Origin of the sequence: Nocardioides albus (assembly GCF_014648255.1) — a bacterium.
Taxonomy (GTDB): domain Bacteria; phylum Actinomycetota; class Actinomycetes; order Propionibacteriales; family Nocardioidaceae; genus Nocardioides; species Nocardioides albus.
Window position 1 is genome coordinate 21,501 of sequence record NZ_BMQT01000008.1, and the last position, 14,893, is coordinate 36,393.

A 14,893-nucleotide genomic window follows, 5' to 3' on the forward strand; every position below is an offset into this window, starting at 1 on the left:
GCGTCAGAGCCGGGCGTGATGCCTGCCGCGTGGCTCGACCCGGACGCGCCCGGTCTCCAGATCGGATGTCACCTCGATCGGGAGCCCGTACACCTCAGAGAGGTGTTCGGCGGTGAGCACGTCAGCGGGTTCGCCGACGGCGTGCACATCGCCGTGGTGCAGCAGTACGACCTGGTCCGCCACTGCGGCGGTCTGGTTCAGGTCGTGCAGGACGACGCCGATGGCCGTCCCGTGGTGGTCCGCGAGGTCGCGGACCAGGTCAAGGATCTCGACCTGATAGCGCAGGTCGAGATGGTTGGTGGGCTCGTCGAGAAGCAGCACGCCGGTGTCCTGGGCCAGGCAGCTGGCCAGCCACACGCGCTGCAGCTCGCCACCGGAGAGCTGGTCGACCGCCCGGTCGGCCATCGCGGCGGTCCCGGTCAGCTCCATCGCCCGGTCGATGCTCGCGAGGTCCTCCTCCGTCAGCGCGGCGAAGCGCCGCCGGTGGGGGTGGCGCCCGAAGCCGACGACGTCACGGACGGTCAGGCCGGAGGGGTGCGGACGGGACTGGGAGAGCAGGGTGACCTTGCGCGCGAACGCCCGTGCGTTCAGCGGCGCGCTGTCGGCGCCCTCGAGCTGGACCGACCCGGAGGTGACCCGGTGCAAGCGGGCCAGGGAGCGCAGCACCGTCGACTTTCCGGAGCCGTTCGGACCGATCAGGGCGGTCACACGACCCGACTCGAGACCGATCGAGACGCCATGGACCACGGTGGCACGGGCGTAGCCGAGGACGAGGTCATGACCGGAAAGGGCGGGGTGCATGAGGTGAGGCTAGCCTAACTAATTCCGGGGTTGTCCAGGGGGCCTCACCATTCGGTCGGCTAAATCTGGGACTTGCGACAGACCCGCGACATCGGTTACCGGTTACCGGTTCGCGTCACGGGCACCCGGATTCCTAGACTGTGGCCACACACTCGACGCGACGAAAGCCAGTGATGTCCGGTCCCAACACCGACTATGACCCGGTAGAGGTCACACCTTTGAAGGCTGAGGAGGTCGAGGCCGCGCGCGATGCTGCGCTGAAGGCCATCGACGCCGCGACCAGTCTCGAGGAGCTCAAGCAGACACGGCTCGACCATGCGGGCGACCGTTCGCCGCTGGCCTTGGCCAACCGCGAGATCGGCGCACTGCCGCCGGCAGCGCGCAAGGAGGCCGGCCAGCGGGTCGGCAAGGCCCGTGGCGCGGTCAACCAGGCGCTCGCGGCGCGGCAGAAGGTGCTCGAGGCCGAGCACGAGGCGCGGATGCTGGTCGAGGAGACCGTCGACGTGACGCTCCCGACCGACCGGCACCCGTCCGGTGGGCGACACCCGCTCACCACCGGCGCCGAATACATCGCCGACATCTTCGTCGCGATGGGCTGGGAGGTCGCCGAGGGCCCGCTCATCGAGGCTGAGTGGCTCAACTTCGACGCCCTCAACCTGGGCCCGGACCACCCGGCCCGGACCATGCAGGACACCTTCTGGACCGAGCCCGCCGAGAACCATGTGGTTCTCCGGACCCACACCTCGCCCGTCCAGGCGCGAACGATGCTCACCCGCGAAGCGCCGATCTACGTGGTGTGCCCGGGGCGGGTCTTCCGCACCGACGAGTACGACGCGACCCACTCGCCGATGTTCCACCAGGTCGAGGGCCTCGCCATCGACGAGGGCATCTCGATGGCGAACCTGAAGGGCACCCTGGACCACTTCGCCACCCAGATGTTCGGCGAGGGCATCGTGACCCGGTTCCGGCCGTCGTACTTCCCCTTCACCGAGCCCTCGGCGGAGGTCGACCTGACCTGCTTCGTCTGCCGTGGCGCTCAGGTCGTTGATGGCGTCACCTGCCGCACCTGCAAGGGCGAGGGCTGGATCGAGTGGGGCGGTTGCGGGATCGTGAACCCGCGCGTCCTGGTCGCCTGCGGTGTCGACCCAGAGAAGTACAGCGGCTTCGCGTTCGGGATGGGCATCGACCGCACCCTGATGTTCCGCACCGGCCTGTCCGACCTGCGCACCCTCTTCGAGGGTGACGTCCGGCTTACTACTGCATTCGGGAGTGAACTGTGAAGGCCCCCCTCTCCTGGATCAAGGAGTACGTCGACCTGCCGGCCGATCTCGGCATCGAGGAGATCACCGACCGGCTGACCGCGCTCGGCCTCAAGCTGGAGGCGATCGAGACCTCCGGCGCCGGCATCGAGGGCCCGCTCGTGGTGGGCCAGGTGCTCACCGCCGAGAAGGAGCCGCAGAAGAACGGCAAGACGATCAACTGGTGCACCGTCGACGTCGGCGACGCCAACGGCACCGGTGAGCCGCAGGGGATCGTCTGCGGCGCGCACAACTTCAAACCGGGCGACAAGGTCGTCGTGATCCTGCCCGGGGGCGTGCTGCCGGGGAACTTCCAGATCTCGGCGCGGAAGACCTACGGCCACATGTCGGCCGGAATGATCTGTTCCGCCCGCGAGCTCGGGCTGGGGGAGGAGGCCGACGGCATCATCGTGCTGCCGGCCGACGCTCCCGCACCCGGGACCGACGCCCGCGAGGTGCTCGGCCTCGGCGAGGAGATCATCGAGTTCGAGATCAACCCGGACCGTGCCTACGCCCTGTCGATGCGCGGCATCGCGCGGGACGCGGCGCTGGGCTTCGACGTACCGTTCCACGACCCGGCGCAGGTCGACTACCCGGTCGCCGACGGGTCGGGCTACCCGGTCCGCCTCGAGGACGACGGGTGCGATCACTTCGTCACCCGCGTGATCACCGGGTTCGACCCAGCCGCGCCGACGCCCGAGTTCATCGTGAAGCGGCTCGAGGCCACCGGCGTACGGTCGATCTCGCTGGCCGTCGACGTCTCCAACTACGTGATGATGGAGCTCGGCCAGCCGACGCACTGCTACGACAGGGCCAAGCTGTCCGGCGACATCGTGGTGCGGCGGGCGAACGAGGGCGAGAAGATCACCACGCTCGACGACGTGGTCCGGGTGCTCTCCGAGGAGGACCTGCTGATCACCGACGACTCCGGCCCGATCGGCATCGCCGGTGTCATGGGTGGGGCGTCCACGGAGATCTCGGAGTCGACCACGGACATCGTGGTCGAGGCCGCGCACTTCGACCCGACCACCGTCTTCCGCTCCCAGAAGCGCCACAAGCTCCCCTCGGAGGCGTCCAAGCGCTTCGAGCGCGGCGTCGACCCGCTGCTGCCGCCCGCGGCGGCCCAGCGCGTCGTCGAGCTGCTCGTCGAGCACGGTGGCGGCCAGGCCGCCGGTGTCTCCGAGGTCGGGCCGGGGGCCTCGCTCGAGACGCGCGAGCCGTTCCGGACCATCACGATCCCGGTCGACCTGCCGGCCCGGATCATCGGGCTCGACATCGACGAGGCGACGGTGGTGAAGTCGCTCGAGCTGATCGGCGCGCGTGTCGCCGTTTCGGGTGACTCGCTGACCGCGACCATCCCGACCTACCGGGTCGACCTCACCGACCCTTACGACCTGGTCGAGGAGGTCGCTCGCATCGTCGGCTACGACAAGGTTCCCTCGGTGCTGCCGCGCCGGGCGACCGGTGGTGGCCTGACCCGTGCCCAGCAGCTGCGCCGCCGGATCGGGCGTGCCCTGGCCGGTGCCGGGCTGGTCGAGGTCGTCGACTTCCCGTTCGTGGGCGATGCCGACTTCACCGCGCTCGGGCTGCCGTCCGACGACGTTCGGCGGCGGACGGTGAAGCTGGCCAACCCGCTCAGCAGCGAGGAGCCCGGCTACACCACCACGCTGCTCCCGGGGCTTCTGAAGGTCGCCGCGCGCAACATCTCCCGAGGTCAGGACGGGGTCTCCCTCTTCGAGACCGCGACCGTCGCCTTCCCGGTCGACCAGGCGGCGCCGATCTACGGCGTCGACCGGCGCCCGACCGAGCAGGAGATGGAGAAGCTCCTCGCCGCCATCCCGCGCCAGCCGCTGCACCTCGGTGTCGTGCTCGCCGGGGAGCGTACGCGGGGTGGTTGGTGGGGTGCCGCGGAGGCCGCTTCGTGGTCGGATGCCATCGACGTCGTACGCCGCCTGGGCGCCGAGCTCGGAGTCCCCGTCGAGGTCGGCTCGGCATCGCGGGCGCCGTGGCACCCGGGGCGCTGCGCGGTCGTCTCGGTCGACGGGGTTGAGTTCGGCCACGCCGGCGAGCTGCACCCCAACGTGTGCAAGGCGTTCGGGCTGCCGGCTCGTTCGGCAGCGGTCGAGATCGACCTCGACTTCCTGATCTCGAGGGTGCCCGCCACCGCCGCCGGCCCGGTCTTCTCGACCATGCCGGTCGCCAAGGAAGACGTCGCGCTCACGGTCTCCGTCGACGTCACCGTCGCCGCCGTCGAGGCGGCGCTGCGCGAGGGCGCCGGGGAGCTGCTGGAGACTGTCCGGCTCTTCGACGTCTACGAGGGCGACCAGGTCGGCGAGGGCAAGAAGTCGCTGGCCTTCGCGCTGCGCTTCCGCGCTCCCGACCGCACGCTCAAGGCCGAGGAGACCGCGGCTGCGCGTGAGGCGGCGGTCGCGAAGGCCGCCGAGCTGACCGGCGCCACCCAGCGCTGAGGTTCTGTGTCAGTTCCCCGCACGTGCGGGGAACTGACACAGTTCAGTCCACTCTGCGCCGTCAATCCCGCGCATATGTGTGGAAGCGGCAGAGCACGTCCTCGGCGGGGCTTCCATCCTGATCAAACGCCTCGGGTCCTGTCGACGAACTCTCGCGTCGTCCAGCTCACGCGAGTCGCTCCTACCGGCTCCAGGCGCCGGTCCAGTCTTGGGTCGTCCGATCGTGCTAGGCAGATGAAGCGGTTGCCGAAGGGCAAGGCGTGCCGTGACTGGTTCTCGAGAATGTCGAGCAGGGTCTGCGCGGATCGTTGGTCTTTGTCGACGAACGCATCGAAGTCGTCCAGGGCGAGGGCAAGGCCAGTGTCGGCTGGACCGACCCCGTAGTCGCCTGACGCGACGTCGCCGAGGCAGTCGCTGAGTGCGTCGAAGTTGTGCCCGAAATAGTCCGGGAAGTCCAAGGACTCGGCGAGCTGACGGAACATCTCGGCGCTGTTGGTCCACCTCGATGCCGACAGCCGTACGACTCGATACCCGAGCGTCGTCAGGCTGCTGATCCCGTCGTCCCAGACGGACCTGCTCCAGAAGAGTGAGACGCCACCGTTGAGGAGCAGCGAGTAGTCGTACCGGCTGAAGTCGTCGGGGCCGAAGGCTGCCATCTGCGTCCCTCAGGTCAGCGCGTCGCGGAGGACGGCCAGGACGGTGTCGACGTCCTCTGAGGTCGTCTCCCAGGAGGTGACGAACCGGACGCGCCCGTCGAGGCGGTAGAAGAGCACCCCGGCCGCATCCAGGCGGTCGGCGGTCTCGTCGGGGAGGTCCACCCAGGCCAGGTTGGCGTCGACGGAGTTGGTGATGCGTACGCCTGCCTCCACCAGGCCGGCGGCGAGCTCGGCCATCCGGTCGTTGGCGTTACGGGCGTTGCGGAGCCACAGGTCGTCGGTGAGGTAGGCCAGCAGCTGCGCGGACTGGTAGCGCATCTTCGAGGTGACGTGGCCGGAGCGCTTCGTGCGGTAGACGAGCTCGTCCGCCGGGGCATCGGAGAAGCAGACGATCGCCTCGGCCGAGAGGGCGCCGTTCTTGGTCGCGCCGAGGGAGAGCACGTCGACGCCGGCGCGCCAGGTGAGGTCGGCAGGCGTGGCGCCGGTGGCCACGACAGCGTTCGCGAACCGGGCGCCGTCCAGATGCACCCGCAGGTCGCGGGTCTTCGCGATCCCGGTGAGTTCGGAGATCTCCGGCACGGAGTAGACCGTGCCGTAGTCCGACGGCGAGGTCAGCGAGAGCACCGTCGGCTGGGAGTGGTGCGGGTCGCCCCAACGTACGCCGTCCAGGTGGGCCTGGAGGGCGTCGGCCGCCATCTTGTAGCCCTCGCCCGCGATGCCCGTCATCACCGCGCCCCCGCTCAGGAACGACGTCGCGCCGCCTTCGCTGCCCAGGATATGAGCGGTCTCGTGGCACACCACCGAACCCCACGGCGGGGTCAGCGCGGAGAGCGAGAGGGCGTTGGCGGCGGTGCCGCTGAGCACCGGGAAGACCCGGGCGGTCGGGTGCTCGAAGACCTCGCGGACCCGACTCTCGAGCGCGGCGGTCACCTCGTCACCGCCGTAGGCGAGCGCGGAGCCGGAGTTGACGGCGGTCATCGCCTCCAAGATCGCGGGGGAGACGGAGGCGGCGTTGTCAGAGCGAAGTTCGACGGTCACGGCCCCATTCTGGCCGGGGTGTGGTCGAGGGTCGCCGGTGCCCCGGACTACCGGTGCCGGCGGGCGTGCGCCTCGATGCCGTCGAGGAGCAGGCCGAGGCCGAGCTCGAACAGCTCGTCGATGTCCATGTCGTAGCCGTCCGAGAGCAGCCCGGTCGGACCGAAGAGGCGGGCGATGTGGGGGAAGCGGGTCGCGAAGGTGTCGTCGCTGAAGTGAGGTACGTAGCGGCTGTCGGTCCATTCGTCGGCGGAGACTCCCGTCAGGGACAGCGCCTCGTCCTCGCGCTCGATGTTGGCGGCCAGGCCCGCGATGTGGTTGTAGACCAGCACCTGCACGTCGAACTGGGTCTTCGGTGACAGCTCGAGGGCCTCGAGCGCCCCGAGCAGCCGGTCGCCGAAGCGGAGCAGGTGGGGGAGCATCATCGGACGGGTCAGCGGCTGGGTGCGGCCCAGCCACGGGTGGTCGCGATGGAGCCGCCACAGCTCGCGGCTGAGCGATTCGGCGCGCCGTCGCCAGGGAGCCTCGGGGTCGTCCTCGAACTGGGCGGTCCCGTAGATCGCATCGGCCATCGCCGCGATCAGCTCGTCCTTGCCTTCGACGAACCGATACAGCGACATCGGGGCGACACCGCATCGACCGGCGACCGCACGCATCGAGACGGCCTCCAATCCCTCGGTGTCAGCGATCCGGACCGCCGCGCCCAGGACCCGTCCGCGGGTGAGTGGCCGGGCGCCGGGGCCCCTCGTCGGTTCGGCGCGCGGTGCGACCACGGTGCCGGAGCGTGGCCGGGTGATCACCCGGCCGTCGGCGCGGAGCACGTCGAGCGCCTTGGTGGCCGTCGCGAGAGCGACCCCGAACTCCTGGGCGACCTGCCGGGTCGAGGGCACCTTGTCGCCGGGTTCGAGCTCGTCGTCGTCGATGCGTCGACCGAGCTCGGCGGCGATGCGGAGATAGGGCGGTCCGGTCGGGTCGGCCACGGTGGAACCTTTCGTGATCTGTGCTAGGACAGATCCTAGTGCAGATCATGCTGAACTAGGTCAGATTGGCGATATAATTGCAGGTCAGAACGGACATCGCTACTGTCCTGGCCATGGAAAAAGTACAGCGTATCGAAGCCCCCGCCACCGTCCTCATCTCCGGCTCCGGCGTCGCCGGTGCCGCCCTGGCCTTCTGGCTCCGCGAGCAGGGCCTGACGCCCGTCGTCGTCGAGCGCGCCCCAGCGCTGCGTCGCGGCGGCCAGGCCGTCGACGTCCGCGGCGCAGCCCTCACGGTGCTACGGCGCATGGGCCTGGAGGCCCCGGCTCGCGCACTGCGAAACGAGTCCCAGGGCATGAACATGCTCGACGCCGACGGCAACGAGCTGATGCGCTCGGAGGAGTTCGCGCTCTCCTCGGGGCGGCTCGAGACCGAGGACATCGAGCTCCTCCGCGAGGACCTCGTCGAACTCGTCCACGAACGCCTCGAGGGCGTGGAGTATGTCTATGGCGACTCGATCACGGCGATCGACGAGGACGCCGAGGGCGTCCAGGTCGAGTTCGAGAATGCCGCCCCGCGCCGCTTCGCCCTCGTCGTCGGGGCCGACGGGCTCCACTCCAACACCCGCCGGCTCGTCTTCGGGCCCGAGGCCGCCTACATCCACCACCTCGGCACCTATCTGTCCGTCTTCAGCCAGGAGAACTACCTCGGCATGGACCGTTGGCAGACCTGGATCAACAACGGCACCGACGGTGGTGCGGTGATGACCGTGCGCGACAACAAGGAGCTGCGGATCTTCCTCGGCTTCGCCGCAGACCCCATCGACTATGACTACCGAGACGTCGAGGCGCAGAAGAGGTTGGTCGCTGAGCACGTGGCCGGCTTCGGGTGGGAGGTGCCGAACCTCGTTGAGCGGATGTGGACCGCCGAGGACTTCTACTTCGACTCGATGGCCCAGATCAAGATGGAGTCCTGGTCCCGAGGTCGCACCGTGCTTCTCGGCGACGCGGCCCACTGCGCCGCGCCGCTCTCGGGCCAGGGCACGAGCCTTGCCCTCGTCGGCGCCTACGTGCTCGCCGTCGAGCTCGGGCGCGCTACGGACCACGCCGAGGCGTTCGTCGGCTACGAGAAGCGGATGCGTACGTTCGTCGAGGCCAACCAGGAGCTCGCCCTCATCGACCGGCGCACGGTCGATCCGGACGAGTCGACCCGGCGCCTCGATGCGGTCAAGAACCTGATCGATCTCGACGCGATCGGCTAGCGTCGGCGGAGGGACGTGCGGGTTGGGATGCCCTTGTCGAAGAGGCGTTATCCCGTACGTACGCGATATATCGCTATGGCAGAATGGTGGCTGTGACGACGCTGAGGGTGCTGGACGAGGTCACCTGGGACGGTGAGCCGGTGGCCGGCGAGCGGATCAGGGCGCTGTTTCGCGCGCTGGTCGAGGCCGGCCCCCGGGGCGCCTCGGAGGACGCTCTGGTCGAGGAGATCTGGGGCCTCGACGACATCCCGGCCAACCCTGCCAAGGCGCTCCAGGTCGTGGTCTCCCGAGCGAGGTCGGCGACGGATCCCGGTGCGATCGAACGTACGCCCCGGGGCTACCGCCTCGACCTCGAGGCCGGCGAGGTGGACGCCTGGTCGCTGCGGCCGCAGGCGTTGAGGCTGGCCGCCGAGAAGAGGTACGCCGAGGCGCTCCCGCTCCTCGAACGGCTCGAACGGCTCGACCCCGGCGAGGAGGTCACCGAGGCGCTCCTGCGGGCGGTCGCCGCGACCCACGGTGCGCCGGCGGCGCTCGAGCGCTTCGAGGCGTACCGGTCCGGGCTGGCCGAGGGGCTCGGTGTCGACCCGAGCCCGCGGCTGCGGGCCGTCCACGCCGAGCTGCTCGCCCGCGATCGCCCGGTGCGCTCGGGGCTGCGCCACGACGCCGACGCACTGATCGGCCGCGAGCAGGACACCGCCGAGATCTCCGCCCTGCTGAAGAGCTCGCGGGTCGTCACGATCCTGGGGCCTGGCGGGCTGGGGAAGACCAGCCTGGCCCAGGTGATCGCTCGCGGCGCCGACCAGCCGGTGGTTCACTTCGTCGAGCTGGTCGGGGTGACCGCGCCCGACGATCTGGTCAGCGAGGTGGGTTCGGTCCTCGGCGTGCGTGACTCGGTCACTCGGCGCGACCGGCTCACCCCCGAGCAGCGGGCCGATGTGCGGTCGCGGATCGCGCACCAGCTCGATGGGCCGCCGACCCTGCTGGTGCTCGACAACTGCGAGCACATCGTGGCGGCCGTCGCCGACCTGGCCGCCTTCCTGGTCGCCACGGCGGGCGACCTGACGGTCCTCACGACCTCCCGCAGCCCTCTCGCCATCGGCGCAGAGCGGGTCTACCCGCTCGGGCGGCTGGGGACGTACGACGGTCGCGAGCTGTTCCGGCGTCGCGCGGTCGCCGCCCGTCCAGGTGTCCACCTCGACGAGACCGAGGTCGATGAGATCGTCACCCGGCTCGACGGACTTCCGCTGGCGATCGAGCTGGCCGCGGTGAAGGTACGCGCGATGTCGGTCGACGACATCTCCCGGAGACTGGAGAACCGGTTCGAGCTGCTGCGCGGCGGCGACCGCAACGCCCCCGATCGCCACCAGACCTTGATCGCGGTGATCGACTGGTCCTGGAACCTTCTCGCCGAGCGCGAGCGGCGAGCGATGCGCTGGCTCTCGGTCTTCCACGACGGGTTCACCCTCGCGGCGGCCGAGGCGATGCTCGGTGCCGACACCTTCGCCGCGATCGAGGAGCTCGTCGACCAGTCGCTGCTCACGGTCGTCGACGACGGCCGTGGCGGGGTCCGCTACCGGATGCTCGAGACCGTGCGGGAGTTCGGGCGCATGCACCTGGTCGATGCCGGTGAGGATGCCGCGGCCCGATCCGCGCAGCGGCGATGGGCGGTGGCGTTCGCGGACGCGAGCGCGGGCAGGATCTACTCCGCGGAGCAGTTCGACGCGATGGACGAGCTGCGCGCGGAGGAGAACAACCTGGCCGACATCCTGCGTCAGGTCCTGACCGACGGCGAGACCGAGTCCGTGGTGCGCCTTTTCTGCGCGATGGGCGTCTTCTGGACCATCGCGGGCGAGCACCCGCGGGTGATCATGCTGGCCGGTGCGGTCACCGATCTGCTCGAGGACTGGGAGCCGCCTGCCCAGACGGTGGAGAAGACCCGGCTGGTCCTGGCGCTGCTGCTCTTCGGTGCCGCGGTCACCGGTGGGTCCGATCTGGAGCGGCTCGGCAAGATCCTCGACCGGATCGGGGCCGACGCCGCGGACCCACAGCTGCGGGTGATGCTGCAGATCATGCAGACGATGTCGGGTGCCACAGGTGACCGGCCCGACCGGTCCCTGGAGGATGAGCTGTCCGAGCTGGTCCTCGACCCCGACCCGGACGTGCGGGCCCGTGCTCTCACCTTCCTCAGTCACGAGCGCGAGAACCTCGGCGACGCCGAGGGCGCGGTCGCCGCGGGGATGGAGGCACTGCGCCTCGCGGGCACCGAGGGCGGCCCCTGGCCGCACGCGATGCTGCACGCGCAGCTCAGCGGTCTCTACGCCCAGCTCGGCCGTCTCTCCGAAGCCGCCCATCACGCGCGCGAGGCGATCCCGGTCCTGCGTCGGCTGGGCGCCGACGACGACCTCGTCCAGACCCACGCGATCGTGGTGACGTACGTCCTGGAGCAGGGCCGTCTCGACGAGGCCGCCGCCATGCTCGACGAGATCGAGCACGAGCAGTCCTGCGGTGGCTTCGGGTCCCGCGGCGCGATCCACGGCGCCCGGGCGCAGCTGCTGCTGGCGCAGGGAAGGACCGAGGAGGGGTTGGCGCTGCTGCGGGAGATGGTGGCGACGATGGGCGGGCTGCCGTTCCCCGGCTACAACCAGGACCCGGACCTGATGCCGTGGCGGGTCGCTGCCGAGGCGGTCACGCTGGTGGCCTGCGTGCGCCATGGCGCAGCCCCCGACGGCGACGATCTCTTCGACGTCCTGATGGCCAAGGCGCCGTCGCTGGTCGCCGAGGAACGTCAGTCGCAGGACTATCCCGTCACCGGCATGGCGTTCCTCGCGATCGGCCTGACCGGGCTGTTGCGTGAGGTGTTGCCGTCGGAGGACTCGGTACGCCTCCTAGTGCTCGCCGACCGGTTCGGCTATGCCCGGTCATCGCTCGACATGCGCTGGACCCTTGTCGTGGAGGATGCCGAGCGGCTCGCGCCCGGGGTGCTGGCCCGGATCCAGACGGAGTACGCCGAACGCCGCGGGCCCGCCCTGATGGACGAGGCCCGCGGCGTGGTCGCTCGGTTGAGCGGATCGATGCGGGGCTAGAGCTTCTTGCTGTAGGACCACACCGAGAGCGGCGCGAAGATCGCGACGACCGCGGCGCACCCGACGAGCGCCCAGACGACGCTCATGGTGACCTCCCCGGCGTTCATCAGGTCGCGGGTGGCATTGATGACCAGGGTGACCGGGTTGACGTCGACGAAGTGCTGCAGCCAGTCCGGCATGGTCTCCTTCGGCACGAAGGCGGGGGAGAGGAAGGTCAGCGGGAACATGATCATCATGCCCAGGCCCTGGACCCCGCCCGCGGTCTTCATGACCGTGCCGAGCCAGGTGAAGATCCAGCTCAGCGACCAGCCGGCGAAAATGGTCAGCGCCCAGCCGGCGAGCACGCCGCCGACGCCACCACCGGGCCGGTAGCCCATCAGCAGGCCGACCACGATCGTCAGCGTCGCGGCGATCCCGTAACGGAGCAGATCGGCGACCGCCGGACCGGCCAGCGGTGCGATCCGGGCGATCGGGAGTGCCTTGAACCGGTCGAAGACACCCTTGTCCATGTCCTCGCGCAGCTGGGTGCCGCGAGCCATCGAGGCGGTCAGTGCGGTCTGGGCCAGGATGCCGGTGATGATGGTCGGCAGGTACGACTGCACGTCACCGGAGATCGCGCCGCCGAAGATGTAGGCGAACATCGCGGTGAACAGCAGTGGCTGGATCGTCACGTCGAAGAACTGCTCGGGGTTGCGCATCATCTTGATGTACGCCCGGCGGGCCATGGTCAGCGTCTGGCTGATCGTCTCGCCCACACTCGGGTGTGCCCTGAGCGGACGGTCGGCAACGGCGTACGTGGAGATCAGTGCAGCCATCTCAGGCCACCTCCTCGGTGTGGATGTTGCGGTCGGTCTGCTCGGGGTTCTCGGCGCTCTCGGTGCCGTGGCCGGTCAGCGCGAGGAAGACCTCGTCGAGGGTCGGCTGCTGGACGTTGGCGGTGGTGATCGAGATGTCGGCGTGGCGAAGGCCGATGAGCACGTCGGCAGCTCGGTCGGCGTCGGCCAGCGGCACGTTGACGCCCCCGGCCTCGGGAGTGAGCACCGGGCGGTCGCCGGTCACCTTCTCGACCACGGCGGCGGCCGCGGCAATCTGGGACTTGTCGCTCAGCCGCAGGTGGAGGGTGGAGCTGCCGACGGAGGTCTTGAGCTGCTCCGAGGTGCCCTCGGCGACCTTGACGCCACGGTCGATGACCGCGATCCGGTCGGCGAGCTGGTCGGCCTCGTCGAGATACTGCGTGGTCAGCAGGACGGTGGAACCGCCGGCGACCAGCGTACGGATGGTGTCCCACATCTGGCCGCGGGTGCGTGGGTCCAGGCCGGTGGTCGGCTCGTCGAGGAAGATGAGCGGCGGGCGGGACAGGAGCGAGGCGGCGAGGTCGAGGCGCCGGCGCATACCGCCGGAGAACTTCGAGATCTGGCGCTTGGCGGCCTCCTCGAGCCCGAAGGACTCCAGAAGCTCCTCCGAGGCTGCTCGGGCGGCCTTGCCGGACATGCCCAGGAGGCGGCCGAAGAGAACGAGGTTCTCGGTGGCGGTGAGGTTCTCGTCGACGGAGGCGTACTGTCCCGTGACGCCGACGAGCTGACGCACCTGATGGGGGTACGCCTTGACGTCGACCCCGAAGATCTCCGCCGAGCCGGCATCGATCGAGAGCAGGGTGGCGAGCATCTTGAGCGTCGTGGTCTTGCCGGCGCCGTTGGGGCCCAGCACACCGAAGACCTCGCCGCGGCGGATCTCGAGATCGATCCCGTCGACCGCGGTGAAGTCGCCGAAGGTCTTGACCAGACCTGAGGCCGATACGGCCAGTTCGGAGTTGGTTGTCATGCTCCCAGGGTGTGGGGAGCCGGTTTCAGGGCGCCTTCACCGTGGTTTCACGACGGGTCGGCCGGTTTCAGCCTGGTTTCAGCGGGCCGCGTCGAGGCGGGCGAGGACGTCGTCGAGGTCGTCGCCGACCACGAGCGACTCCGCGGGGGAGCCGTGCAGGAAGCCCGCCGCGGCGATGCGCTCCATCATCTCCACGAGCGGGTCCCAGAAGCCGTTGATGTTGAGCAGGCCGACGGGCTTGCCGTGCAACGACAGGGTCTGCCACGTCCAGACCTCGAAGAGCTCCTCGAGGGTTCCGATCCCTCCTGGGAGGGCGAGGAACGCCTCGGCACGCTCGGCCATGAGGGCCTTGCGTTCGTGCATCGTGTCGACCACGAGCGTCTGCATCCCGGGCGCGCCTTCGACGCGACCCCACTCGCGCTCGACCATGAACCGTGGGATCACGCCGAAGATCTTGCCGTTGCCGTCGATCGCACCCTGGGAGATCTGGCCCATCAGGCCGCCCCCGCCGGCTCCGTAGACCAGCTCGATCCCGCGCTCTGCGAGGCCCTTGCCGACCTCGTAGGCGCTGGTCGAGAGCGCGGGATCGTTGCCGTCGCGGGACCCGAGGAAGACCGCCAGGTGCTTGATCATGCGGCGAAGATTAGTCGTCGTTGATCGGCTGGTTGGTCAACGCGCGGAAGCGGTCGTAGATGTCCTTGTCGCCGGTGACGCGGATGTCGGCGTCGTCACGGCGGCGCCAGAGCCAGGCGTCCAGGTCCGCTGCCGTGCCCTCGACGACGACGTCCGGCTCGGTGCCGGCTGGGATCTCCTCATGGGAGACGACGCTCAGGTCGGGCTCGTCCTCGAGGCGATCACCATTGGGACGGGTGCCGGAGATGAGTCCGAGCTGGACCCAGGTCTGGGTGTCGGTATCGACGGCATCGACACGCACGTAGTGGTCGCCGCCCGCGAAGGTCGCCCAGTCGGGCTTGCCGCCGTACATGATGTCGAGGATCTCGTCGATCCCGTCGGCGGCCAGGGCCGGGTCGAGGGGCGTCACTGCGCCGGCGGTGAGCTCGGCGTCGAGGCGGTGGATGAGGATCTCGTGGGCCTGGCGGCGATAGGTGAAACCTGCGGTCTGGTCGTTCGACCACGACCAGGCGGCTTCCTCGGGCGCAGTCTGCTCGAGGGTCTTGATGAACCTGGCGTTGATCTCGTCGAAGTGGGCGAGAAGATCGTCGTACGTCGCGTCGGCGGGCTTCTCCCGCTCCGTGTAGGTCTCGTCGGTCGGCTTGGCGGGCCGGGTCTCGAGGATGAAGGTCCAGAAGTGCTGCACCACCCCAGAGACGTGCCACAGCAGGTCGGTGGCGGTCCACTCCGGAGCAGTCGGGACGGGTGCGGTGGGGTCGGTGTCTGCGAGCACGGCACGGAAGCGCGCCGACTCCGACCGGATGTGGTCGAGGTAGGCGGCGGGGGTGAGGCGGGTTGTCATGGAGCGAAGACTAGGCGC

12 protein-coding genes are annotated in these 14,893 nt (G+C 69.6%); 4 read left to right on the forward strand and 8 right to left on the reverse strand.

The features are described from left to right. Positions 1-3 precede the first annotated feature (3 nt). Positions 4-801 (reverse strand): ABC transporter ATP-binding protein, encoded by a 798-nt coding sequence (locus tag IEY84_RS17175; protein WP_183551054.1) that lies wholly within the window; start codon positions 799-801, stop codon positions 4-6. 173 nt (positions 802-974) lie between these two features. Here IEY84_RS17175 and pheS point away from each other — a divergent pair, with 173 nt between their 5' ends. Continuing rightward, a complete protein-coding gene (gene pheS / locus IEY84_RS17180; protein WP_183551051.1) occupies positions 975-2,081 on the forward strand; it encodes a phenylalanine--tRNA ligase subunit alpha in 1,107 nt (368 codons plus the stop codon). Beyond that, positions 2,078-4,567 carry a phenylalanine--tRNA ligase subunit beta gene (gene pheT / locus IEY84_RS17185; protein ID WP_183551048.1) on the forward strand — a complete coding sequence of 830 codons (2,490 nt, stop codon included), beginning with the start codon at positions 2,078-2,080 and terminating at the stop codon, positions 4,565-4,567. The genes pheS and pheT overlap by 4 nt, the downstream gene beginning before the upstream one ends. Before the next feature lie 122 nt (positions 4,568-4,689). Here pheT and IEY84_RS17190 read toward each other — a convergent pair whose 3' ends face one another. Genes IEY84_RS17190 through IEY84_RS17200 form a run of 3 tightly spaced genes read right to left on the reverse strand, consistent with a single transcriptional unit; the run spans position 4,690 to position 7,238 of the window. Then, positions 4,690-5,223 (reverse strand): barstar family protein, encoded by a 534-nt coding sequence (locus IEY84_RS17190; protein WP_183551046.1) that lies wholly within the window; start codon positions 5,221-5,223, stop codon positions 4,690-4,692. A gap of 9 nt (positions 5,224-5,232) precedes the next feature. Continuing rightward, positions 5,233-6,261 carry a threonine aldolase family protein gene (locus tag IEY84_RS17195; protein WP_183551044.1) on the reverse strand — a complete coding sequence of 343 codons (1,029 nt, stop codon included), beginning with the start codon at positions 6,259-6,261 and terminating at the stop codon, positions 5,233-5,235. A gap of 47 nt (positions 6,262-6,308) precedes the next feature. Beyond that, a complete protein-coding gene (locus tag IEY84_RS17200; protein WP_183551041.1) occupies positions 6,309-7,238 on the reverse strand; it encodes a GntR family transcriptional regulator in 930 nt (309 codons plus the stop codon). 113 nt (positions 7,239-7,351) lie between these two features. Between IEY84_RS17200 and IEY84_RS17205 the strand changes: the two genes are divergently transcribed. Together IEY84_RS17205 and IEY84_RS17210 are read left to right on the forward strand one after the other, a co-directional pair. After that, positions 7,352-8,497: an FAD-dependent monooxygenase gene (locus tag IEY84_RS17205; protein ID WP_183551038.1), complete on the forward strand. Its 1,146-nt coding sequence runs from the start codon at positions 7,352-7,354 to the stop codon at positions 8,495-8,497. Positions 8,498-8,589: 92 nt separating this feature from the next. After that, the gene (locus tag IEY84_RS17210) at positions 8,590-11,580 is read left to right on the forward strand and encodes an ATP-binding protein (protein WP_221209235.1); all 2,991 of its coding nucleotides are present in this window, start codon (positions 8,590-8,592) and stop codon (positions 11,578-11,580) included. On the opposite strand, the gene IEY84_RS17215 is transcribed toward IEY84_RS17210, so the two are convergent. The 4 genes from IEY84_RS17215 to IEY84_RS17230 all read right to left on the reverse strand — a co-directional run bounded on the left by IEY84_RS17215 (position 11,577) and on the right by IEY84_RS17230 (position 14,875). Further along, positions 11,577-12,395 (reverse strand): ABC transporter permease, encoded by an 819-nt coding sequence (locus IEY84_RS17215; protein WP_183551033.1) that lies wholly within the window; start codon positions 12,393-12,395, stop codon positions 11,577-11,579. The two genes, IEY84_RS17210 and IEY84_RS17215, sit on opposite strands and share 4 nt — an antisense overlap. 1 nt (position 12,396) lies before the next feature. After that, positions 12,397-13,401: an ATP-binding cassette domain-containing protein gene (locus IEY84_RS17220; protein ID WP_183551031.1), complete on the reverse strand. Its 1,005-nt coding sequence runs from the start codon at positions 13,399-13,401 to the stop codon at positions 12,397-12,399. A gap of 78 nt (positions 13,402-13,479) precedes the next feature. Further along, positions 13,480-14,034: an LOG family protein gene (locus tag IEY84_RS17225; protein WP_183551029.1), complete on the reverse strand. Its 555-nt coding sequence runs from the start codon at positions 14,032-14,034 to the stop codon at positions 13,480-13,482. 10 nt (positions 14,035-14,044) lie between these two features. Next, on the reverse strand, positions 14,045-14,875 hold the full coding sequence (locus IEY84_RS17230; protein WP_183551027.1) for a maleylpyruvate isomerase family mycothiol-dependent enzyme: 831 nt from the start codon (positions 14,873-14,875) through the stop codon (positions 14,045-14,047). Positions 14,876-14,893: the final 18 nt, after the last annotated feature.